Source organism: Steroidobacter sp., from assembly GCF_036406195.1.
GTDB lineage: Bacteria > Pseudomonadota > Gammaproteobacteria > Steroidobacterales > Steroidobacteraceae > Steroidobacter.
In genome coordinates, this window is record NZ_DASWVW010000027.1 from 1 (window position 1) to 22,216 (window position 22,216).

Sequence of the window (22,216 nt, forward strand, 5' to 3'; positions counted from 1 at the left end):
CGGGCACATCCTCAGCGTCGAGGACCCGATCGAGTTCGTGCACACCTCGCAGAAGTGCCTGATCAACCAGCGCGAAGTGCACCGCGACACGCACGGCTTCAACGAGGCGCTGCGTTCGGCGCTGCGTGAAGACCCGGACTACATCCTGGTCGGCGAGTTGCGCGACCTGGAAACCATCCGCCTGGCGCTGACCGCCGCGGAAACGGGCCACCTGGTGTTCGCAACCCTGCACACCAGCTCGGCGGCCAAGACCATCGACCGTATCGTGGACGTGTTCCCCGCCGCCGAAAAGGAAATGGTCCGGACCATGTTGTCCGAATCGCTGCGCGCGGCCATTTCGCAGACTCTGCTCAAGCGCATCGGCGGCGGCCGCGTGGCGGCCCACGAGATCATGATCGGCACGCCGGCGATTCGCAACCTGATCCGCGAGGGCAAGATCGCGCAGATGTATTCGGCCATCCAGACCGGCCAGAAGGACGGCATGCAGACGCTGGATCAATGCCTGAGCGAGCTGCTGCAGAAGGGCGTGGTCACCAAGGAAGAAGCGCGCTTCCGGGCGCAGAACAAAGATGCGTTTTAATGAAGTGGTCAGCGGTTGGCGGTTAGTGGCTGGTCAGAAAAGGGAATTGTGGCCTTCCGAACCAGCCACTAACCGCCAACCACCAACCGCTGTGGAGCGAAAATGGAACGCGAACAAGCTATCAAGCTGATGCAGGACCTGCTCAAGCGCGTCGTCGACCGCAAGGGCTCGGACCTGTTCATCACCGCGGGCTTTCCGCCCGCGATCAAGGTGGACGGCGAGATCCGCCCGCAATCCGAGCGCGTGCTCACGCCGGAGCAGGCCGCGGTGCTGGTTCGCTCCATCATGAACGACAAGCAGACGCGCGATTTCGACGCCACCAAGGAATGTAACTTCGCCATCGCGCCGGCCGGCATCGGCCGCTTCCGTGTCAGCGCGTTCGTGCAGCAGGGCCAGATCGGCTGCGTGGTCCGAACCATCAACGCCAAGATCCCCACGCTGGAAGAAATGCAGCTGCCAGCGATCCTGCGCGATGTCGTGATGAGCAAGCGCGGACTGGTGATCCTGGTCGGCGGCACCGGCTCCGGTAAGTCCACCTCGCTGGCCGCGATGTTGAATTACCGCAACGAAAAGACCCGCGGTCACATCATCACCATCGAAGATCCGGTCGAGTACGTGCACAACCACAAGGGTTGCGTGATCACCCACCGCGAGGTGGGCGTGGACTGCGAGAGCTGGCACGTGGCCCTCAAGAACACGCTGCGCCAGGCGCCCGACGTGATCCTGATCGGCGAAATCCGTGACCGCGACACCATGGAATATGGCATTCAGTTCGCCGAAACCGGCCACCTGGTGCTGGCGACGTTGCACGCCAACAGTGCCAACCAGGCGCTGGACCGCATCATCAACTTCTTTCCCGAAGAGCGCCGGGAACAATTGCTCATGGACCTGTCGTTGAATATCCGGGCGCTGATTTCCCAGCGCCTGATTCCGCGCGAGTCCGGCGTCGGCCGCATCGCAGCGATGGAGATCATGCTCAACTCGCCGCTGATCGCCGACCTGATCTTCAAGGGCGAGGTGGCGCAGATCAAGGAAGTGATGGGCAAGTCCAACCGGCTGGGCATGAAGACCTTCGACCAGTCGCTGTTCGAGCTGTACGAGAGCGGCATGATTTCCTACGAGGACGCGCTGCGTAATGCCGACTCGAAGAACGAAGTGCGCCTGCGCATCAAGCTCGAGAGCAAGCGCGAGCTGAAACTCTCCGACGAGGCGGGCGAGAGCTTGCGGATCATGGACGAAGAAACCGAAGGCGTAATTGGTAGATAGTCGAGACGATCATGGCTGCCGAAGGCGACACGCTCGAGAACGAAACCAGCACCGCGGACACCACCGGTGAGGAACGCCAGGTCGTTCTCAACACCAAGCCGCTGTTCAAGCTGATGGTGGACAAGCGCGCATCCGACTTGTTCTTCACCTCTTACGCGCCCATCAAGATCAAGATCGAAGGCCAGATTTTTCCGGTCAACAAGCAGATGCTGACGCCGGAAGTGGTGCGCCAGGCGGCCTACGGCCTGATGACCCAGGAACAGATCGACGCCTTCAATGACGAGCTGGAGATCGACTTCGCCATCTCCGAGCCGGGGCTCGGCCGCTTCCGCGTCAACGTGTTCCATCAACGCGGCAATCCCGCGATGGTGCTGCGTTACATCACCGCCGACATGCCGCGCATCGACGACCTCGGCCTGCCGGAGATCCTGAAAGATCTGATGATGATGAAGCGCGGCCTGCTGCTCATGGTCGGCGCGACCGGCTCGGGCAAGTCGACCACGCTGGCCTCGATGATCAACTATCGCAACGAAAACTCCTCGGACCACATCATCACCATCGAGGATCCGATCGAGTTCCTGCACTCGAACAAGAAGTCCATCATCAATCAGCGCGAAGTGGGCCTGGATACCAAGTCCTATGCCCGCGCGCTGCGCAGCGCGATGCGAGCGGCGCCGGACGTGCTGCTGATCGGCGAGATTCGCGATCGCGAGACCATGGAGTCCGCCATCATGCTCGCGGGCACCGGCCACCTGGTGCTGGCGACGTTGCACGCCAACAATGCGGCCGAAACGCTCGATCGCATCATCAACATGTTCCCGCTGGAACAGCACACGCAGATCTTCCTGGACATTTCGCAGTACCTGCGCGCCATCATCGCGCAGCGCCTGGTGCCGGGTAAGAACAAGCGCCGCGTCGCGGCGGTGGAATTGCTGATCAACACGCCGCACGTACAGGAGTTGATCAAGAAGGGCGACGTGCTGGGTGCCAAGGAAGCTTTGCGCACCAGCTCGGAAAAGGGCATGCAGCACTTCGATACGGCGCTGTACGAGCTCTACAAGCAGGGCCGCATCACCATGGAAGATGCGTTGAACTACGCCGACTCGCGCACCAACCTGGAGGCGAAGATCAACTTCGGTTGATCGCGTTGCTCAGCGTCGTGGCGGCAGCGCGATCGAGCTGCCGTCCAGCATCGGCGAGATCAGCAAGGGAACACCTGAGCGACCGGCTGCTGCTTCGAGCGCGGCGTTGATCGACGAGGCACGCACGACGATCTGTAGTTGGTTCAAAGCAGGTGGGCGCAACGACGCGAGCCATTCGATGGCGAGGTCCGCCACAGCGCCGTCGTAACAACCGGGCAATCCGGACGGGCTAGCCAGCCGGCTGGCGATTCCCCATTCTTCCAGCGACGGTGCGCACGCGATGACACCCGCGGGCATTCCTTCGACCAGGATGGTCGATGGCCGGGCACGAAACGAAAACGTCTCACTGCCGAGCAGGACGAGCTGTTGCCAATTCGCGGCGACGTCTCGATGCAGGGAATGCGCTAATTGCAGGGCGGCGGCCACGTGATCGCCCTCACCGATCAGCAGCACGCGCGGCCGATCCGACCGCAACCGGCTGCTATCGATTGCGCCGCTCACTGAAAGTGCCGGCGCGCCTGCACGTTGCGAGCGATGGTGGCGAGCACGGCCATGCGGACGGCCACGCCGTTGGTCACCTGGCGCTGGATCACTGACTGCGGACCATCGGCCACGTCGCTGGAGATTTCGACGTCGCGATTCATCGGGCCGGGATGCATGACGATCGCGCCTTCGCGCGCCTTTGCCATGCGCTCGGCGGTGATGCCGAACGTGCGGTGATAAGTGATTTCGTCAGGAATCTGAGCGCCGCTCATGCGTTCGCGCTGGATGCGCAACGCCATCACGACATCGACGCCGGCGATGGCCTCGTCGATATCCGAAAAGCGAGTCGCGCCCGCGAATTCGTCCGCCGCTGGCATCAAGTCTTCCGGCGCGGCGATGCGCAGTTCCTGCACGCCGAGCGTCGTGAAAGCCTGCCACGCGGACCGGGCCACGCGGGAGTGGCTGATGTCGCCCGCGATCAGGATCTTGAGCGTGCTGAAATCGCCCTTCACCTGTCGCACAGTGAGCGCGTCGAGCAGGCCCTGCGTCGGGTGCGAAAGATGGGCCTCGCCGGCATTCAGAATACAAACATGGGGCGCCACGAACTTTGCGACGTAGGCCGGCAGTCCGGGCTCGGCGTCACGCATGACGAGGATGTCCGCCAGCATGGCTTGCAGCGTGTAGATCGTATCCAGCACCGTCTCGCCCTTGACGCGCGACGACGATTGCATGTCCAGATTGACTACATCGGCGCCGAGCCGGTGCGCGGCAAGCTCGAACGACACGCGAGTGCGCGTGCTCGGTTCGAAGAACAGGTTGGCGACCGTATGTCCGGCCAGCGTCTGGTCGCGTGCCGACAGATCGCCGGGAGCGCGTACGTAGAACTGGGCCAGGTCCAGCAACGAAACGATTTCGTCCCGGCTCAGCCCTTCCAGGGTGATGAGATGTCGGAGGCGCCCTTCGGGGTCGCGCTGCACTTGGGCGCTGGTGTCGGTGGTCGTCATGGCGGGGCGCGATTGTAGTCCAAGCGCGCCTGCCCGGGCACAGCTGTCGGCAGGTGCTGGCCGAGAATCTCACGACCCGCGATCCGGCTGCTGCAGAGTGCTGGCGGGCGACGGGCCGCCAGCACTCGGATTCCAGTAGTCAGGCAGTAATCAGATTCAAGCGGCCTCACTGCAGCCGGATCGTCAGTCCCATCAACCGCATGGTGCCGGTCGGGCCAATCGGCCCAACCGCCGTCAATGCGCCGGTGCGCAGATTGACTCGGTAGAGCAGGGACTGGCCGGGGGCGGTGCTCGGCTCCAGTGCCGCGATCGCGAGTCCGTCGTCACCGCCGACGATGTCGAAGCCGCCGCTGAAGGTGAAGCTCTCGCCGGTGGTGCTCAGCGGTCCCACGGTCCGCAGCTCGCCGTTGTTGGCGGGCCGCTGGGTCACCAGCAAGTTGCTTCCCAGATCGATGTTGTAGAGGGTCGTGTCCCCGGGATTGGGATAGTTGCTGGTATAGGCGATCGCCACGATATCCGGCGCCGCCAGGCTCGGGTTGTCGACACGCCGGAGCGAGGTCGCTGTGGAGGTCGCGCCCGAGTCGACGACGATGGCCAGATTGTGCTCGGCATCGCTGACCACGCGCAGCGCATCCGCGACCGGACTGAAGTCCGTGCCGAAGGTGGAGCCGATCAGTCCGGTAAATGGATCGCTGCCGTTGGGCATCAACGTCGCCTGGAGCTGAGCGCGAGCAATCGTCGGATCGACGGTGAAGACGCGGTTGGCATCGCTGAGCAGATACAGCACGCCGTTCGCGGGCCGGATGTCGAAGCCCAGCACCTGCTCGCCGCCTTGCAGTCCGGTCAGGGCCAGGTTGCTATCGAGCGTGCCCGGCGTGTTGGGCTTGAAGCTGATCATGCGGCCGTTATCGGTGATGCCGAACACCGTCGCCTGCGGCACTTTCGAATGCGTCAGCGCGCGGATGCGATTCGTGCCCATCGGGCCGATCGGGCCGAGGCGAACCGCCGCGCCGCTCGTCAAAGAGATGCGATACAGGTCGGACGAGGAGGCGTTGTCGACGTTCAGCGCCGCGAACGCCGTATTGTTTACCGCATTGATGTCGAAACCCGCCAGCGCCCGCACGTCGCCGGTGATGTTCAACGATCCGACGACTTGCAGATCGCCATTGTTCGGAGTGCTCGGCGCGCGTCCCTGAATCAACAGTCGATCGTTCTGGGTATCGATTACATACAACGTGCTCGTGCCAGTGCCCGCGAAGCTGTTGGTATAAGCCGCGGCGGTGACGCTCGAACCGGATGGATTGAGCTGGTTGTCGGTGAATGTTTCACCGGTGTCGAAGACCACGCGCAGGTTCATGCCATTGCTGCTGAGCACGCGCAGGCCGTCCGCCACCGGACTCACGTCGACGGTGATATTGCCGCCGTCGAGACCTTGGAACGGTTGGGTGGTGTCGGCTGCGGACGCAGTCAGCGTCGCCTTGAAGGCCACCGTGCCGGTCGCAGGATTGACGGTGTAGAGGCGTCCCGTGTCGGTCAGCGCATAAAGATTCAGATCGGCAGGCCGCATGTCGATGCCCAGCACGGTCTCGTTGCCCTGCAGGCCGTTGATCGAAGCATTGGTACACAGCTGCTGCGGCAGGCCGCTGTTGAACGAGACCAGTCCGTTGTTCTCGGTCAGCGCCACGAGCTCGCCCAGCGGTTGCGGCGGCGTGGTCGCAGGCACCGGCCGAGCCAGGCCGAGAATGAATTCACCACTGTTCAGGCCGCCGATCGTGTCGATGCGGGTGGCCGCGCCGGTGTTCAGGTCGATCGTATAAAGCGAAGTGACATTCGCCACCGTGAGCGCGGCGATCGCCGAATTGGTGCCGTCGGGCGCGGTGCCGATATCGAAGCCGGTCATCGCCGCGGCGTCGACCGTCAATGCGCCGACCGGGGTCAGTACGCCGCCGCTTGCATTGGCAGTCGTGAGCAAACGATCGGAGGTCGAGTCGATGTAATAAGCAGTCGTGCGGCAGGCGGAGGAAAAGTTGTTGGTGTAGGCGACTTCGGTCACGCCAATGGCCCGAGAGCCGGAGAACGTGAGCTGGGTATCGGTAAAGGTGTCGCCGGTATCCATGTTCACGCGCAGATTCTGGCCGGTGTCCGTGATGACGCGCAGCTGGTCCACGACGTTGTTCACATCGATGCTGACGCGCGTGCCGGTGATCGTGGTGAATGGATCGGAAGGACCGGCGGTCATGGTGGCCTTGAGCGTCGCCGTGCCGCTGTTCGGATCGATCGTATACACACCGCCCATATTGCTGATGGCGATGAGCTGGCCGGCCGGCGTGCCCCCCGGCCGCAGATCGAAACCAACGATGTTCTCGTTGGCGCGCAGCCCGGTGATGCTGGTCACGGACGTTGTGGCCGGAGTAGAGCTGTTGAAGCGCACGACTCGATTGGCGCTAGTCACGGCAAACGTATCGCCGGCACCCAGGCCAGGCTGAGCCGAGGTTGGTGGCGGCGTGTCGCCGCTGTTGCGTCCACCGCCGCCACCTCCGCTGCAGCCCACGAGTGGCAGTGAAAAGAGGAGATACAAGGCCGCTCGGGCACGGGAGGGGAGAGTCATGGGCCGCCTGTTTGATGGTAGCGTGTGCTTACCCTCAGACTTCGGCGGCCAGGAAGCGACGGATGCATTCACCCGCCGCCGAACCGGTTCGCGCAGACGTGGCGTGATTGTTTGTTTTCAGGAATGAGAGCTGCGTCTAGATTCAGCGCAGCTCGCGACAGGACTTTGTCAGGAAGCTCTTGGCTAGCGCTTCAGATTGACTGCTCGGCCGCGCCGGGATTCTCGAGCCACTGCTCCAGCAGGATGCGGGCCGCGATCATGTCCACGTCGGCGTGAGTGTTGCGACGTTTCTTCAGCCCCGAGGCCCGCGCATCGCGCAGCTGCGATTCAGCTTCACGCGAGCTCAAGCGTTCATCGACCAATGCCACCGGCATGTTGTAGCGAGCCTTCAGCTCCGCTGCGAACGTCCGGCTGGACTCGGTCAACAGCGTGGGTGTGCCATCCATGTTCCAGGGCAAGCCGACCACCAATTGCGCAGGTTGATATTCGCGCACCAGCTTGTCGATCGCGCTCCAGGGAATGACCTCGTTGTTACGTTCCAGCGTAGTCAGCGCGCGCGCCGTGCGGGTCAGCGTGTCGCCGCTCGCGACGCCGATGCGACGGGTGCCGTAGTCGAAGGCGAGGATGACCTGAGGCATCAATTTAGAGAAGTGACTGGTGACTGATGACTGGTGAATGGTCAGAAGGGCGCCGGCATGCCAAGGAGCGGCCGCAGGTCGCGCACCCGGCGACCGGGCTCAGGCGTGCCCGACCTGATCGCTGATGGTGGCGAGGTCTACGCCGAGCAGGCGTCCGGCGGCGCGCCAGCGTTGTTCATACGGTGTGTCGAACAGGATGCGTTCATCGCAGGGCGCGGTGAGCCAGGCGTTCTGCGCCAGCTCGGATTCCAGTTGACCAGCGCTCCAACCCGCATAGCCGAGCGCGACCAGCGCCGTATCCGGACCGCTGCCGCGGGCCATGGCATTCAGGATGTCGGGCGAGGTCGTCACCTGCAGCCGCGGCGAGATCTGGCGCGTGTGTTCCCAATGGCCGCCGACCTGGTGCACGACGAAGCCGCGGTCGGTTTGCACCGGGCCGCCCTGCAGGACTTGCTGGTGGCCATAGACGCCCGGCGCCGTCGGCATTTTCAGCTGCTCGAACACATCCAGCAGCCGCATCTGCAGCGGCCGATTGATGATGATCCCCAGAGCGCCGTCAGCATTGTGTTCCCAGATGAAAGTCACCGTCTGGGCAAAATTGCTGTCGGTCATCGCCGGCATGGCGATGAGGAACTGGTTGGTGAGGTAATCGCCGGCGGACATGGTCCAAGTATCGGGCGGTGCCGGGCCCGGCTCAAGCCGGCCGGGTCACTTTTTGGGCGCGCCGAGGAACTGCCATTCGTAGGCGAAGCGCAGTTCCCGGTACTGTTTGCGCACGTCGCTGGGGAAGGGGTCGAACGGCGAGGCCAGCCGCAGGATGGACAGCGTTGCCTGGTCGATTTCCTTGCTGCCGCTGGAACGGACGATGACCGCGTCGCCGAGATTGCCGTCGGCCTGCAGCGCGACCTCCAGCACCGGGTCGGCCGTCTTGGCGTTGCGCGCGTATTGCGGAAAGTTGAGCGTGCCGAGCCGCTCGACCTTGTCCCGCCAGGCATTCAGATAGGGCGTCAGGATCGAGGCGCGGGTGTCTGGAATGATTTCGACCGTGCCATCGGAGCGTTTACCACGCAGCACCAGGCGCAACTCGCTGGCGCTGGTGGTGATCGGTCGTGGCGCCGTGGGGGACAGCGACAGGGGCACTTCGGCCTGCTGCATTGGATCGTTGGCGCCGCTGCGATACTCCACCTCGCTACGATCGCTGCGGCTGCTGATGATCTCGGTGGACTTCTGGCCGGGCACGGCTTCTTTGTAACGATCGCTGTTGCCGTCGGGCACGCCGGCCTGTTCCGCCATCAACGCCGTCGACGCGGGATTGGCGGGCCGCACGCGCTCGTCGGTCGTGCCGGCGCCTTCCTGGCTGCGCTGCGCGAGATATTGAGCATCGGGGTTGTCGGCCGCGCGGGTGTCGTTACTCGTGAGCAATAGCACTTCGAGCGTCGGTGTCGGATTGCCATCGCCACGGGGCGCGGCGAACGTGATGCCGAGGATGACGATGCCGTGAAACAGCGCCGCCAGGAACAAGGTCGTGGTCATCCGGTCTTTGACCGGTGCCTGGCCCTCCCGCAGTTCGCTGGAGAGCGCGACGTCGTCGGAGGTAGTGGCCATAGCGGTTGGTGGCTAGTGGTTAGGCGGTCGTTAGTGTCAGAGCAGAGGTAATTCTTCACTAACCCCTAACCACCAACCGCCAACCGCTTCTCTATCGCGTCCATGAGCAGCCCGCCGATGTTCACGCCGAACTGCTTGTCCAGTTCACGCACGCCGGTGGGGCTGGTGACATTGATCTCGGTGACATAGCCGCCGATCACATCCAGCCCGACGAACAACATTCCGCGGCGCCGCAGCTCGGGACCGATCTGGCCGACCAGCCAGCGGTCGCGCTCGTTCAGCTCGCGGCCCATGCCCGTGGCACCGGCGGCGAGATTGCCGCGATGGTCGCTGGTCGAGGGAATCCGCGCCAGTGCATATGGCGCAGGTTCGCCATCGATCACGAGGATGCGCGAGTCGCCGCTCTCGACGATCTCCGGCAGATACTTCTGCACGATGGCGAAGCGCGTGCCGTAGTCGGTCATGGTCTCGAAAATCACATTGGCGTTCTTGTCGCTGCGATCGAGTACGAAGATCGAGCGGCCGCCCATGCCATACAGCGGCTTGCACACAATGCGGTCGTGCTCCTTCAGGAACGCGTGCATGTCGGCCATGTCGCGCGTGATCAGCGTCGGCGCGCAGCACTGCGGGAACCAGGCCGTGTACACCTTCTCGTTCATGTCCCGCAGGCCCTGCGGCTTGTTCACCACCAGCACGCCGGCCTCCTCGGCCCGGTCGAGGATGTACGTCGTATAGATGTACTCCATGTCGAACGGCGGGTCCTTACGCATCAGGATGACGTCGAATTCGGCCAGACCCTGCACCTGGGATTCGCCCAACTCGTACCAGCTCTCCAGGTCGTCCTGCACCTGCAGCGGCGCGAGCCGGGCCATGGGGACGCCGTCGCGCAGCCACAGATTCTGCTGCTCGGCGTACCAGATCTGCCAGCCGCGCGCCTGTGCCGCCAGCAGCATCGCCAGCGTGGTGTCCTTGGCGGGTTTGATCTCGGAGATGGGATCCATCACCACGACGAGACGGACCGGATCGGCGACAGTGGCGGCGTTGGGCTTGGAGTTCGTGGGGGGCATGGGGGAATTCACCTGGAAAGTCGAGCGTACGCATCACACTGAATTCGCGCCGCGAGCTCTGTGTGACGGGCTTCATAGTATAGGAAGGCAGGCGATGGCGGCCCTATAACCAATATGTTAAAAGTTCCGGCGGTCGTGCCCAGCCATGCAAGGCCGGCCAGCGTCGAATCAAGAGGGCTCGAGGAAACAGTGCGATGGAGAACCTAGCAACGACCCAGTCTGCCCGGCTGTCGGGCCTCAAGGTGCTGGTGATCGACGACAGCAAGACCATCCGCCGTACTGCCGAGACACTATTGTCGAAGGAAGGTTGCGAGGTGTTCACGGCGGTGGATGGCTTCGATGCGCTGTCCAAGATCGCCGATCACCAGCCCGACATCGTGTTCGTGGACATCATGATGCCGCGCCTGGACGGCTATCAGACCTGTTCGCTGATCAAGCACAACAAGGTGTTTCGCTCCATTCCGGTGATCATGCTGTCGAGCAAGGACGGCTTGTTCGATCGGGCGCGCGGCCGGATCGTCGGCTCCGAGCACTATCTGACCAAGCCCTTCACCAAGGACGAGCTGTTGAACGCGATCGAAACCCACGTAGGCGCGGCCCGCTGAAGCGGCCGCACGGCACGGTAGGAACATGACAATGCGTACGGCATTGGCGACAACGCGGATGGAGCAAGGTACGGCGGAGCAAGGTATGGCACTGATCCTCATCGTCGACGATTCGCCGACGGAAGTGCATGTGATGCAGAAGGCGCTGGAGCGCCACGGTTATCAGACGGCCTCGGCGGGCGATGGCGCCGAAGCGATCCGCAAGGCCAAGGAAATGAAGCCCGACCTCATTTTCATGGACGTGGTGATGCCCGGCGTGAACGGCTTCCAGGCGACGCGCAAGCTCGCTTCCGATCCGGACACCAAGGCGATCCCGGTGATCATGGTGACCTCCAAGGACCAGGAGACCGATCGCATCTGGGGCATGCGCCAGGGCGCCAGGGACTACCTGGTGAAGCCGGTGTCCATGGAGAAGCTGATCGAAAAGGCCCAAGCGGCGCTGGCGGGCTGATCCGGAACGGCCCACCCCATGAGCGCTACCGCCACCCTAAAGTCTCTGCGCGACAAGCCGTTTGATCTCCTGAGAGAGCTGGAGCGGCTGGCGCGCGTCGCATTGACTGGCCAGGGCCGGGATGCGGCCGCCGAGCGCGAGTGGGTCGGCGTGGCGTTTCGTCTGAGCTCCGAGAGTTTTCTCGCCGCGCGTGAGGAGACACGCGAGGTATTGAGCTATCCGTCGGTCGTGACGCGAGTGCCGGGGGCGAAACCCTGGATTCGAGGCATCGCCAATGTGCGCGGCCAGTTGCTGCCGGTGGTCGATCTGCGCGCCTATCTGGGCGGCGGCATGACCAACACCAATCGCAGCACGCGCGTGCTGGTGGCGAATCATCGCGAAGTACCGGCCGGCCTGCTGGTGGATGAGGTGCTGGGCTTTCGCCGTTTCGCCGATGGCGACTTCTCGGCCACGCCGCCGCCGACCATCGTGCGCTGTGATCGGTATCTGGCCGGCGCGTTCCGTCGTGGCACGGAGAGCTGGCCGGTGTTCAGTCTGCGCTCGCTGCTGGAGAGCGCCGAGTTTCTACAAGCCGCGGCTTCATAGCCGCGGTGCGAAAGCGAGCCGTTCCGAGAGCCCCGGTTCGCGGCCTGATGGATGGCCCGAGTTCGATGGCCCTGGTTGGATTGCCCCGGATTGAATAGCTTGGACATTTGGCGATAGCAGACGAGTTGGAACACGGTCGTGCCAAACAATTACATCACCAGCACCTCAGCGCAGGACGCGCAACCGAGCGCTACGGATGGGCAGGGTCATGGCTGAAACAAAAATGATCGGCGTGCGCTTCCTGCCGGCCCTGATGGTCGTCGCCCTGGTGTGCGTGGTCGCCGCGTTGGGATTGTTGACGTTCGCGGGCAAGGACACCGGCGGCGACGACAAGAGCGTGCGCGAGATGAACGAGCTGCTGGCGCTGTCGCAAAAGCTGCCGTTGCAGGCCAATGCGGCCTTGAGCGGCACGCCCGGTGCCTTCAATGCGCTGTCGCAATCGCGCGCTCGCTACTCCACGCTCGCCGCCTCGCTCGGCCCCGACGTGCAGAGCTTCGACGGTTCCACCGACCTGTTGAAACAAAGCCAGGCCATCCTGAACGCGCAGGAGGCCATCGAAGGCGTACAGAAATCCGCGATCGAAGTGCGTGCGCTGGTGCCGCAGCTGCTGCAGAGCCTCGGCAATGTCGCCAGCGCGCTCGGCGCGCCGGGCGTCGAAGGCATGACCCGTCACCTGGAACGTTTCGAGCTGACCGGCATGCGTTTGCAACAGGATGTGGAAGCCCTCGCCGGCGGCGTGGGCGATGCGACCGTGATCGCGCGCCGTCTTGCTGACGGCAATGACTACCTGGGCCAGGTCGTCGGCGGCCTCGGCGGCGAGGATTCCGGTTTGGGGTTGCCGAAGGTCAGCGGTCCCGAAGCGGAAGGGCGCTTCCGGAGCACCAGCTCGCTGTATGCCCAGCTGAGCGAAAAGGTGCGCACGGCGATCAGTGCGGCCGATCGAGTGAAATCGGCGCGTGAAGCGGCGGCGGCGCTCGCTGTCAGCGGCGACAAGATCTACGGCGCCTTCGCTACGCGCGTCGGTGTGCCTGGCGGCGCGGCGGCCGGTGTCGTCAACAGCAAGGCGCTGCCCATCGGGCTGCTGGCGGCGGGCCTGATCTCGCTGATCATCCTTACCGTGCTGTACGCGATGAGCGGCAACATCCGCAAATCGCTGGAAGCCCAGGCCCTGAAGAACGAGCGCAACCAGGAAGCGATTCTGCGACTGCTCGATGAGCTGTCGAGCCTCGCAGACGGCGACCTGACCGTGCAGGCGACGGTGACCGAAGACATCACCGGCGCGATCGCGGACTCGATCAACTACGCCATCGAAGCGCTGCGCGAGTTGGTCGCGACGATCAACGATTCCGCGGTGTCGCTGGACTCCGCGGCGAAACAGACACAGGGCTCGGTGAGCCAGCTGGCCAAAGCGTCGGTTGCGCAGTCCAAGCAAGTGGCGCTGGCGTCCGAGTCGGTGGCCGCGATGGCCGCCTCGACCGAAGAAGTGTCCGGCAACGCCGAACGTTCAGCCGACGTCGCGCGGCACTCGGTGGATGTCGCTCACAAGGGCGGCGACGCGGTGCGGCGTACCATCGACGGCATGAACACCATCCGCGAGACCATTCAGGAAACGTCCAAGCGCATCAAGCGCCTCGGCGAGAGCTCGCAGGAGATCGGCAACATCGTCGAGCTGATCAACGACATCGCCGAGCAAACCAACATCCTGGCGCTGAATGCCTCCATTCAGGCGTCCATGGCCGGCGAGGCGGGCCGCGGCTTCGCGGTCGTGGCCGACGAAGTGCAGCGCCTGGCGGAGCGCGCCGCCAACGCGACCAAACAGATCGAAGTGCTGGTGCGCACGATTCAGGCCGATACCAACGAAGCCGTGGTGTCGATGGAACGCAGCACCACGGACGTGGTGGGCGGAGCGTTGCTGGCCGAGAACGCGGGCGCCGCGCTCGAAGAGATCGAGCAGGTGTCGAACCAGATCGCCAGCCTGGTGCAGAACATTTCCGCCAGCGCGCGCCAGCAGTCCTCGGCGGCGCAGAACATCGCACGCAACATGGGCGTGCTTAGAGAGATCAGCTCGCAGACTGCGGAGAATTCCGCGGCTACGTCCAGCTCGGTCGGCAAGCTTGCCGAGCTGTCTTCGCAGCTGCGTAAGTCCGTCGCGGGCTTCCGTCTGCCGGACGCTGTGTCCGGTGGTTCTGCCTTGTTGACCGACCCCGGCCGCAAAGCGCCGGCAGTGGCGCCGCCCTCGCTCACCGCGACCGGCAGCAACACCGCCGCGAATCGCACCAACGCGCCGAAGAAAGTCAGCGGCCTCAACGCTTAAAGCTCCAGAACCATGGCTGAGGTTTCATCGCAGACTCTGCACATCGTCGCGCGCGAGCTCACCAGCGAGCTCAACGAAGCCCGTGCTTCGCTGGAAGCGTTCGGCGAGCAGCAGGAAAATCTGGCGCTGCTGCGCAAGTGCAACGAACATCTGCACGCGGTGCACGGCGCCCTGCGCGTCGCCGAAGTGTATGGCGCGGCGTTGCTGGCCGAGGAAATGGGCCAGGTGGCGCATTACCTGATCGCCAACTTCGACGAGAAACGTCATCTCGCCGAAGGCCTCGACGCGCTGATGCGCGCGATGGTGCAGTTGCCGACCTATCTCGAACGCGTGATGAGCGGCGGGCGCGACATGGCGCTCGTGCTGTTGCCTTTGTTGAACGACTTGCGCGCGGTGCGCGGTCATGCCTTGTTGTCCGAAGGCACATTGCTGCTGCTGAATCTCAGCTCGGATCAGCAGGCGAATCCGGTCACCGGTCCTAACGATGGCGCGCTGACGGTCGCGCAGTGGGCGCGCAAGCTGCGCACTCGTTTCCAACTCGGCTTGTTGGGCTGGATCAAGGGCGAGCGCGTCGATCAGAACCTCGAAATCCTGTCGCGCACCGCCGAGAAGCTCGAGCACGTCGCCACCACTCAAGCAGTGTTCCAGCTGTGGTGGGTCGTCGGCGCGATTCTCGAAGCATTGCGCGAAGACGGTCTCGACAGCAGCGCCTCGGTCAAGCGTTTGCTCGGCCAGGCCGACCGGGAAATGAAACGTTTGTACGAGTCCGGCGAAGCGCGTTATTCCGATTCGCCGCCGCTCGAGCTGTTGAACAACCTGCTCTATTACGTCGCACGTGCACGCACCAATGGTCCGCGCGTCGCGGCGGTGCGCGCGTCGTTCCGTCTGTCCGAACTGCTGCCGGTCGACGAGGGCGTCGAGCAGGCGCGCGAAAGTCTCTCTGCGCCGTCGGTCAAGTTGATGAAGACCGTGGCTGCAGCGATCAAGGAAGACCTGAGCCGCGTCAAGGACGCGCTCGATATCTTCGTGCGCCAGGGCGGTACGCAGGTCGACGAGCTTGCGCCGCAATTGGAGCTGTTGAAGAAGATTGCCGATACGCTCGGCGTGCTCGGCCTCGGCGAGCTGCGTGACAAGGTGCAAGCCGAAACTGCCGATCTGCAAGCCATCGTCGTGCAGAAGTCCGCGGCTGGCGAAGGCACGTTGCTGCGCATGGCGGCGACGCTCATCAAGGTCGAAGACAGCCTCGATGAACAGTTGGTCGGCATGATCGTGCCGACCGCCGCAGAAAGCGGCGGAGCGCCGCCGAAGCCCGCCGGCCCGGACGAAATCGAATTCCGCCAGGTCACCGAAGCGGTGCTGCGCGAATGTATCGTCAACATGGCGCGCATCAAGGAAGCGATTGCGCACTCGTTGGACAAGCCGCGCGAAGGCCAGGCCGTCGACCAGATTCCCCAGCTCATGCGCGGCATCACCGCCGGCCTGCTGATGCTGGGCAAGACGCGCGTCGTCGAGATCATGGAAGGCATCGACAAGGCGCTGCAGAACTTCGTGCGCAGCGACGGCATGACGCTGCCGCAAGAAGCGGTGGATCGCCTCGCCGACGCCATCGTCGCCGTCGAGTACTACATGGAAACCATCCAGGCCGGCCGCGCCGATCCCTGGTACATGCTCGACAACGCCGAAACCTGTTTGCGTTTCCTCGCTGAAACGCAGCCGGTGCCGCGCATCGATGCGTTCCCTGCGACGCCCGATCACGCGCGTACCGTGGTCATCGAGACGCATGCGCCGACGGTGGCGCTTGGCACGGAGCACGAGCCGACCGCCGTGCTCGATCCGGTTACTCAGGAAGTGCGTCGGCCGACGAAGCAGGCCGCCGTTCCGCCTGCGCCGCCCGCGGCGCCGATGCCTCCCGCGCTCGCCAAGCCGGTGGACCGCGAGGTCGATCCGGAATTCGTCGAGCTGTTCATCGAGGAAGCCAAGGACGAGATCGCCAAGCTCAACCAGTTCTTCCCGCTGTGGGATACCAACCCGCAGGATCACGAGGCGCTGGTCAACGTGCGCCGCTCGTTCCATACCTTGAAGGGCAGCGGTCGCATGGTGGGCGCGCAGCTCATCGGCGACTTTGCGTGGTCCGTCGAGAACATGCTCAACCGCGTCATCAACAAGACGCTGGACCGCACGCCCGACATGATGGCGTTGATGCGTTCGGCGGTGGCCGCGGTGCCCGAGCTGGTCGAGCAGTTGGAAACCGGCCGCGCGCCGGCAGCTGACATCGCCAAGATCATCAACACGGCGAACACTCTGGCTGGCGTGCGTCCGAGCAACCCGGCGCCTGCGCCTGCCGCTGCCGCGGCTCCCGCTCCGGCGCCTGCCGCGCGCGCTCCGCAAGCGCCGCTGCCGAATGCGACCGTCATGGAGGCGCCCACCCTCCAGCCTTTGCCGGAAAAAAAAACAGATTCGGAGGCAATAGCCCCCGCGGCGGCATCGGCAGAATCCCCAATGGACCCGGGCCTGCACGAGATCTACGCCAAAGAAACCGCGGGGCACCTCGCGACGATTCATAAGTTCCTCGCCGACTGTCAGCTGGCGCATCCGCCGTATACGGTCACCGAAGATCTGCATCGCTCGTGTCATACGCTGAACGGCACGGCGAAGACGGCCGGCGCGCGTCAGGGCATCAAGATCGCCGAGCCGCTGAATCGTTACATCCGCAAGCTCTACGACAATTCCATCGGCATGTCGCGCCCGGGCCTGGTGGCGTTGCGCGAGTCGGTGAACGCGATCCAGAACGTCGTCGACAACATCAACGAGAGCACCGGTTTCTTTGTCGACCACGAGCGCATCATTCAGCGCCTGGTCGATCTCGAGCACGACTTGGATGCGGAGATTTCGCGCCTTGCCCAAATGGGCGCGCACCCCACGGCCGGCGGCATCAACATGGATGCGACCGGCGAGCATCTGGTCACGCCGACCGGGGCGACCAGCATCAACGAGCAATTGGTGACGTCGAGCGGCGCCACCAGCATCAATGAGCAGTTGCCGGCTGCGGCTACCAGCAGTGATGAACAATCGCGCGCCGATGCGCCGGCGCCCGAAGCCGTCGAGGTACCCGAGGCGGTCGAGATCGAGGAGATCTCGTTGTCGGATGGCGGCCTGCCGGAAACGGCAGCCAGCGCCGAACCCGCAGCATCGGCGCCCGAGACATTCGAGCCCGAAACATTTGAGCTGAGCCCGGTCGATCCGAGCGTGCTCGCTGCGGGCACGCTCGTGTTGCCCACGCCGGCGGTGGCCGGCCCGGACGAGTTGGTTACCGTCGCTGAAGCCGCTTCGCCCGACGAGATCACGCTGCAGACCGCGACGCTGACCGGCAATGAAGTCAATCTCGCCGCCGCCGAAGTCTCGATCGAGGACATCAACCTCAACGTGCCGGAGCTGACGGTCGAGGCCAGCGAGCTCAACGTGCCGGAGCTGGCGGTCGAAAGCATCGACCTCGAAGTGCCCGATCCGCGCGTCGATGAGACAGTCATTCGCCCACTGGCGGCCGCCATCGAAGAGATCAAGCTCGATACGCCCCAGCTCGATGCGTCCCAGTCTGCTGGCGATGTGATCGATCCTGACTCGACGGCTGTGGCGGACGAAGAGATCAAACTCAGTGCCCCCGAGGTGGCGGTCGAAGAGATCAACCTCAGTTCCCCCGAGGTGGCCGTCGAAAAGATCAACCTCGGTGCGCCCGAAGTGGCCGGCGAGGAGATCACTCTCGACAGTGCGGCGCTCTCCGGAGAACAATTCACCGTCGATAGCTGGCAGGCCGATCAGTCGAGCGAAGCCACCACCGAGGCTGCGGGCGAGGAGATCGTCCTCGGCTCCCTGGAGGTCACGCCGGAAGAAATCACGCTCGGCGAATCGGCCGAGGAAGCCAACGAAATCGAATCCGACGCTGGCTCGCTCGACACGCTGCAGTGGGCGTACGACAACTTCCCCGTCGATGCCGCCGCTTCGGCAAGCAACGAGGTCGCCGCCGGCGAAGTGCAAGTCGATGAATCCGAGTTGACCAGTGCCGACGATCTGACTCAGGAAGCGGCCGCGCTCGAAGAGCTGGCGCAGGCGCCCGACCAGCCCGGCATCGTGGTCGAGGAAGGTGCGCCGGAAGAATCGGGCATCGTGCTCGAAAGCGCCGATCGGGCCGTGCTGCAATTGAACGAGCCGCTGCCCGAAGAGGCGCGCGATCTCATGCTCGATACCGTCGCCTGGGCGATCGAGAACCAACCGCCGGTGCAGTCCGACCAACCAACTGCTGCTCGCGACGAAGCGGAAACCATTCGCACCCCGTTGTTGCGCCCGGCCGCGGCCGAAACTTCCCAAGCTGAAACGCCTGCAGAGCAAAGCACCGCAAGCGTTGGCTCGACAGAAGAAGCTTTCGCACCTGCAGCCGCAACGAATGATGCGCCGGTCGCTGCGGCGCCGGTCGCGCCTGCTGCCGACGAAGAAGAAGACTACGACGACAGCGACTTCGATCCGGACGTCGCGTCCATCTTCACCGAAGAGGCCACCGAGCTGTTGGAGACAGCCGACCAGTCGCTGTCCTCGTGGCTGCGCGATCGCGCGAACAATGCCTTGGTGTTCGAGCTGAAGCGCGTCGTGCACACGCTGAAGGGCGGTGCGCGCATGGCCGGCATTCGCGCCATGGGCGATCTGAGCCACGAATTGGAAACATTGATGGGCCTGGTCGAAAGCGGCCAGGTGCCGGCCGAGCAGCAGGTGTTCGACGCCTTGCAGGCCAGCCTCGACGAGTTGCACCGGATGCGCGATATCGTCGCCAATGGCGAGCGCGTCAAGCCGGCGCGTGCGTTGATGAACCGGATTCGCGCCCTGTGCGGTCAGGAGGTCGAAGCTGCGCCCGAGCCTGCGGCCGCGCCAGTCGCGAGCGCCGCAATTCCACCGGCTGCGCCGGTCGCGCCGGAAGTCGTGCCGCCAGCGGCCCCGACGCTCGAAGCGGCCCCGACGCCCGAACCGGTGTACGACGCACCTCCCGAAGATGTCGTCGAGATCGAAAGCTACTCGCCGGACGACAGGGATATCGGCTCGCAAACCGATATCGTGCCGACGCTCACCGAGATCGAAGCGCTATCCGAAGCAGCAGCGGCACCGGCCGAGCCGCCGATCGAAGTTGCCGCTGTTGTCGAAGCTGCCGATCTCGAAGCGGTGTCCGACGTGGAAGTCGAATTCGGCGCCGATGAGCTGGGCGCCGTCGCGCCCCGCGAGTCGGTGCGTATCGAAGAGCCGACACCGGCCGCCAGCGATGCGCAGTTCCTGGCAACGGGCGCTCATGCTGCGCTCGATGTGGCACAAGTCGCCCCCGAACTGCCGCCCGATGGCGAGCAACAGCAGGAAGAACCTGCCGCCGAGGCTCAGGCACCGGCATTGCCGGGTCGTGAGAAGCCGGCTCAACAGGAGCCGCGCGAATTTGCGCGCGTCGACGCGGACCTGCTCGACAACCTGCTCAACAACGCCGGCGAGGTCAGCATCTTCCGCTCGCGCATGGAGCAGCAGATCAGCTCCATCGAATTCAACCTTGCCGAGCTGGGCCGCACGGTCACGCGCTTGAAGGAACAGCTGCGCAAGCTGGAGCTGGAAACCGAATCGCAGATCCTGCATCGCCATCAGGAACAGTTCCCGGATCGCGCCGACTTCGATCCGCTCGAAATGGATCGTTACTCGACCATCCAGCAGTTGACGCGCGCTTTCGCCGAATCGGTGAGCGACGTGAGCAGTATCGAAGGGCTGCTCGAAAATCTCACGCGAGAGGCGCAGAACCTGCTGCTGCAACAATCACGCGTGGTTACTGAAATGCAGAACGGCCTCATGCGCACGCGCATGGTGCCGTTCCAGCGTCACGTGCAACGTCTCAGCCGTCTGGTGCGCCAGGTGGCGAACGACACGCACAAGCGCGTCGAGCTGGTTGTCCAGGGCGCCAATGGCGAGCTGGACCGGCAGGTGCTGGAACGCATGCTGCCGCCGTTCGAGCACATGCTGCGCAACTCCGTGGTGCATGGTATCGAAATGCCGGACGAGCGCGTTGCACGGGGCAAGCCGGCGCAGGGCACGATCAAAGTGGGCCTGCACCGCGAAGGCTCGGAAATGGTCATCGTGCTCGAGGACGATGGTCGCGGCATCGACGTGAACGCCGTGCGCGAACGCGCCAAGCAGCGTGGGATCTTGCAGCCGGGCCGTGTGCTCAGCGACGAAGAAGCCATGCAGCTGATCCTGGAGCCGGGTTTCAGCACCGCGAGCAATGTCACGCAGCATGCGGGCCGAGGCGTCGGCATGGACGTGGTGGTCAACGAAATCAAGAAGCTCGGCGGCACGCTGTTCACGGCGTCGGAGCCGGGCAAGGGCGTGAAGTTCACGATCCGCTTGCCGTTCACGTTGGCGATCACGCAAGCGTTGATCGTGCGCACCGGCGATGAGCTGTATGCGTTGCCGTTGCCGTCGGTCGAAGGCGTGGCGCGCATTCCGAAGTCGGAGGTCGAGAAACATCTCGCTGAGGAAGTCCCCAGCTTCAGCTACGGCGGGCAGGTCTATCGATTGCAGCACCTCGGTGCGTTCGTGGGCGGTGGCCCGTCGGCGTTGCCCGAGCTCGATGTATCCGTGCCGCTGATCCTGATTCGCGCGGGTGAGCATTCAACGGCGCTCGTCACTGACGAGCTGGTGGGCAGCCGCGAGATGGTCGTGAAATCGGTGGGCCCGCAGATCGCGACGATTCGCGGCATCGCGGGTGCCACGATTCTTGGCGACGGCCGCATCGTCATCATCTTGGACATGGGCACGTTGGTGCGCTCGGATTGGCGAGGCGGCAGGGCGCCCCTCGAAGCGCAAGGTCCGAAGCAGGATACGCGCACGTTTGCGTTGGTGGTCGACGACTCGATCACCGTGCGCCGCGTGACGCAACGATTGCTGGAACGCAACGGCATGCGTGTCATGACGGCGAAGGACGGCGTCGATGCGTTGTCGATCCTGCAGGACCACATCCCGGATGTGATCCTGCTCGACATCGAAATGCCGCGCATGGATGGCTACGAGCTGGCGACGCAGGTGCGCGCGGACGCGCGACTGACGGATATTCCGATCGTGATGATCACGTCACGCGTCGGCGAGAAACATCGCGCCCGCGCCATCGAGATCGGCGTGAACGATTATCTCGGCAAGCCGTACCAGGAAAATCAGCTGCTCGACGCGATCGAGCCGCTGGTGCAGGCCCGTAAAAGAAAGGTCTCGTGAAGGATAGTGTCGTGAGCGCCGATGTACCTACACACGAGTTGTATAGCCTGCTGATCCCGCTGGCGCAGGAACGCTTGATCGTGCCAAGAGCGTGCGTGGCGGAAGTGGTCACGTGGCAGGCGCCGGAGAAGGTGGAGGGCGTGCCGCCGTGGTATCTCGGTACCATCAGTTGGAGTGGCCGGCCGGTGCCGATCATTTCATTCGAAGCGGCCTGCGGCCAGCCGGTGCCGACGCCGGGCACGCGCACGCGCATCGTTATTTTCGTGGCGCTGAGCAGTCAGGTCACGGGCGGTTATTTCGGCGTCATCACGCAGGGCTTCCCGCAGCTGGTGCGAGTCAACAATGACGTGGTGAAGTCGGATCCGAGCCGGACGTTTCCGGAGCGTGGGCCGATCCTGTGTCAGGTTCGCATGTTGAATGAGTCGCCGCTCATCCCGGACTTCGAACATCTGGAACAGATGATTTCCGAGGAAAGCCGGGCGGCTTGAAGCGGCTACAGCGAACCTCCGCTGGGTGCCGATACCAACCTGTCGGCGGAATGAGAGGCTCGGTGGCTCGCGGCGCCTGCAACGCATGCTCGCTGTGGCAGA

Annotated in this window: 16 protein-coding genes; 9 read left to right on the forward strand and 7 right to left on the reverse strand. The window is 64.1% G+C overall.

The features are described 5' to 3' along the window. From VGE08_RS11600 to VGE08_RS11610, 3 genes are all read left to right on the forward strand, one after another. Positions 1-580, forward strand: a 580-nt coding sequence (locus VGE08_RS11600) for a type IV pilus twitching motility protein PilT (RefSeq protein WP_331068047.1), incomplete at its 5' end; no start/stop codon positions are given. Between the two features lie 102 nt (positions 581-682). Further along, on the forward strand, positions 683-1,846 hold the full coding sequence (locus VGE08_RS11605) for a PilT/PilU family type 4a pilus ATPase (RefSeq protein ID WP_331068048.1): 1,164 nt from the start codon (positions 683-685) through the stop codon (positions 1,844-1,846). An 11-nt stretch (positions 1,847-1,857) separates the two neighbouring features. Beyond that, entirely contained in the window at positions 1,858-2,988 is a 1,131-nt protein-coding gene (locus VGE08_RS11610) for a PilT/PilU family type 4a pilus ATPase (protein WP_331068049.1), read from the forward strand. A gap of 9 nt (positions 2,989-2,997) precedes the next feature. Here the strand turns inward: VGE08_RS11610 and VGE08_RS11615 are convergent, their stop codons facing one another. From VGE08_RS11615 to gshB, 7 genes are all read right to left on the reverse strand, one after another. Next, the gene (locus VGE08_RS11615; RefSeq protein WP_331068050.1) at positions 2,998-3,441 is read right to left on the reverse strand and encodes a hypothetical protein; all 444 of its coding nucleotides are present in this window, start codon (positions 3,439-3,441) and stop codon (positions 2,998-3,000) included. Positions 3,442-3,485: 44 nt separating this feature from the next. Beyond that, a complete protein-coding gene (locus VGE08_RS11620) occupies positions 3,486-4,475 on the reverse strand; it encodes an aspartate carbamoyltransferase catalytic subunit (protein WP_331068051.1) in 990 nt (329 codons plus the stop codon). A 166-nt stretch (positions 4,476-4,641) separates the two neighbouring features. Then, positions 4,642-7,083, reverse strand: a complete 2,442-nt coding sequence (locus VGE08_RS11625; protein WP_331068052.1) for a DUF4394 domain-containing protein — start codon at positions 7,081-7,083, stop codon at positions 4,642-4,644. A gap of 191 nt (positions 7,084-7,274) precedes the next feature. Beyond that, positions 7,275-7,721, reverse strand: coding sequence for a Holliday junction resolvase RuvX (gene ruvX / locus VGE08_RS11630; protein WP_331068053.1), 447 nt, complete (start codon positions 7,719-7,721; stop codon positions 7,275-7,277). Between the two features lie 99 nt (positions 7,722-7,820). Beyond that, positions 7,821-8,384, reverse strand: coding sequence for a YqgE/AlgH family protein (locus VGE08_RS11635; RefSeq protein ID WP_331068054.1), 564 nt, complete (start codon positions 8,382-8,384; stop codon positions 7,821-7,823). Between the two features lie 45 nt (positions 8,385-8,429). Beyond that, positions 8,430-9,326 (reverse strand): TonB family protein, encoded by an 897-nt coding sequence (locus tag VGE08_RS11640; RefSeq protein WP_331068055.1) that lies wholly within the window; start codon positions 9,324-9,326, stop codon positions 8,430-8,432. Positions 9,327-9,391: 65 nt separating this feature from the next. After that, complete coding sequence (gene gshB / locus VGE08_RS11645; protein WP_331068056.1) at positions 9,392-10,393, reverse strand: glutathione synthase; 1,002 nt, start codon at positions 10,391-10,393, stop codon at positions 9,392-9,394. 194 nt (positions 10,394-10,587) lie between these two features. On the opposite strand from gshB, the gene pilG reads away from it, so the two are divergent. The 6 genes from pilG to VGE08_RS11675 all read left to right on the forward strand — a co-directional run bounded on the left by pilG (position 10,588) and on the right by VGE08_RS11675 (position 22,114). Beyond that, positions 10,588-10,998, forward strand: coding sequence for a twitching motility response regulator PilG (gene pilG, locus VGE08_RS11650; RefSeq protein ID WP_331068057.1), 411 nt, complete (start codon positions 10,588-10,590; stop codon positions 10,996-10,998). A gap of 85 nt (positions 10,999-11,083) precedes the next feature. Then, positions 11,084-11,449 (forward strand): response regulator transcription factor, encoded by a 366-nt coding sequence (locus tag VGE08_RS11655; protein WP_298720336.1) that lies wholly within the window; start codon positions 11,084-11,086, stop codon positions 11,447-11,449. Positions 11,450-11,467: 18 nt separating this feature from the next. After that, positions 11,468-12,034 carry a chemotaxis protein CheW gene (locus VGE08_RS11660; RefSeq protein ID WP_331068058.1) on the forward strand — a complete coding sequence of 189 codons (567 nt, stop codon included), beginning with the start codon at positions 11,468-11,470 and terminating at the stop codon, positions 12,032-12,034. Between the two features lie 208 nt (positions 12,035-12,242). After that, on the forward strand, positions 12,243-14,348 hold the full coding sequence (locus tag VGE08_RS11665; RefSeq protein ID WP_331068059.1) for a methyl-accepting chemotaxis protein: 2,106 nt from the start codon (positions 12,243-12,245) through the stop codon (positions 14,346-14,348). Positions 14,349-14,360: 12 nt separating this feature from the next. Continuing rightward, complete coding sequence (locus VGE08_RS11670; RefSeq protein WP_331068060.1) at positions 14,361-21,626, forward strand: Hpt domain-containing protein; 7,266 nt, start codon at positions 14,361-14,363, stop codon at positions 21,624-21,626. Further along, positions 21,623-22,114, forward strand: a complete 492-nt coding sequence (locus tag VGE08_RS11675) for a chemotaxis protein CheW (RefSeq protein ID WP_331068061.1) — start codon at positions 21,623-21,625, stop codon at positions 22,112-22,114. The genes VGE08_RS11670 and VGE08_RS11675 overlap by 4 nt, the downstream gene beginning before the upstream one ends. Positions 22,115-22,216 lie beyond the last annotated feature (102 nt).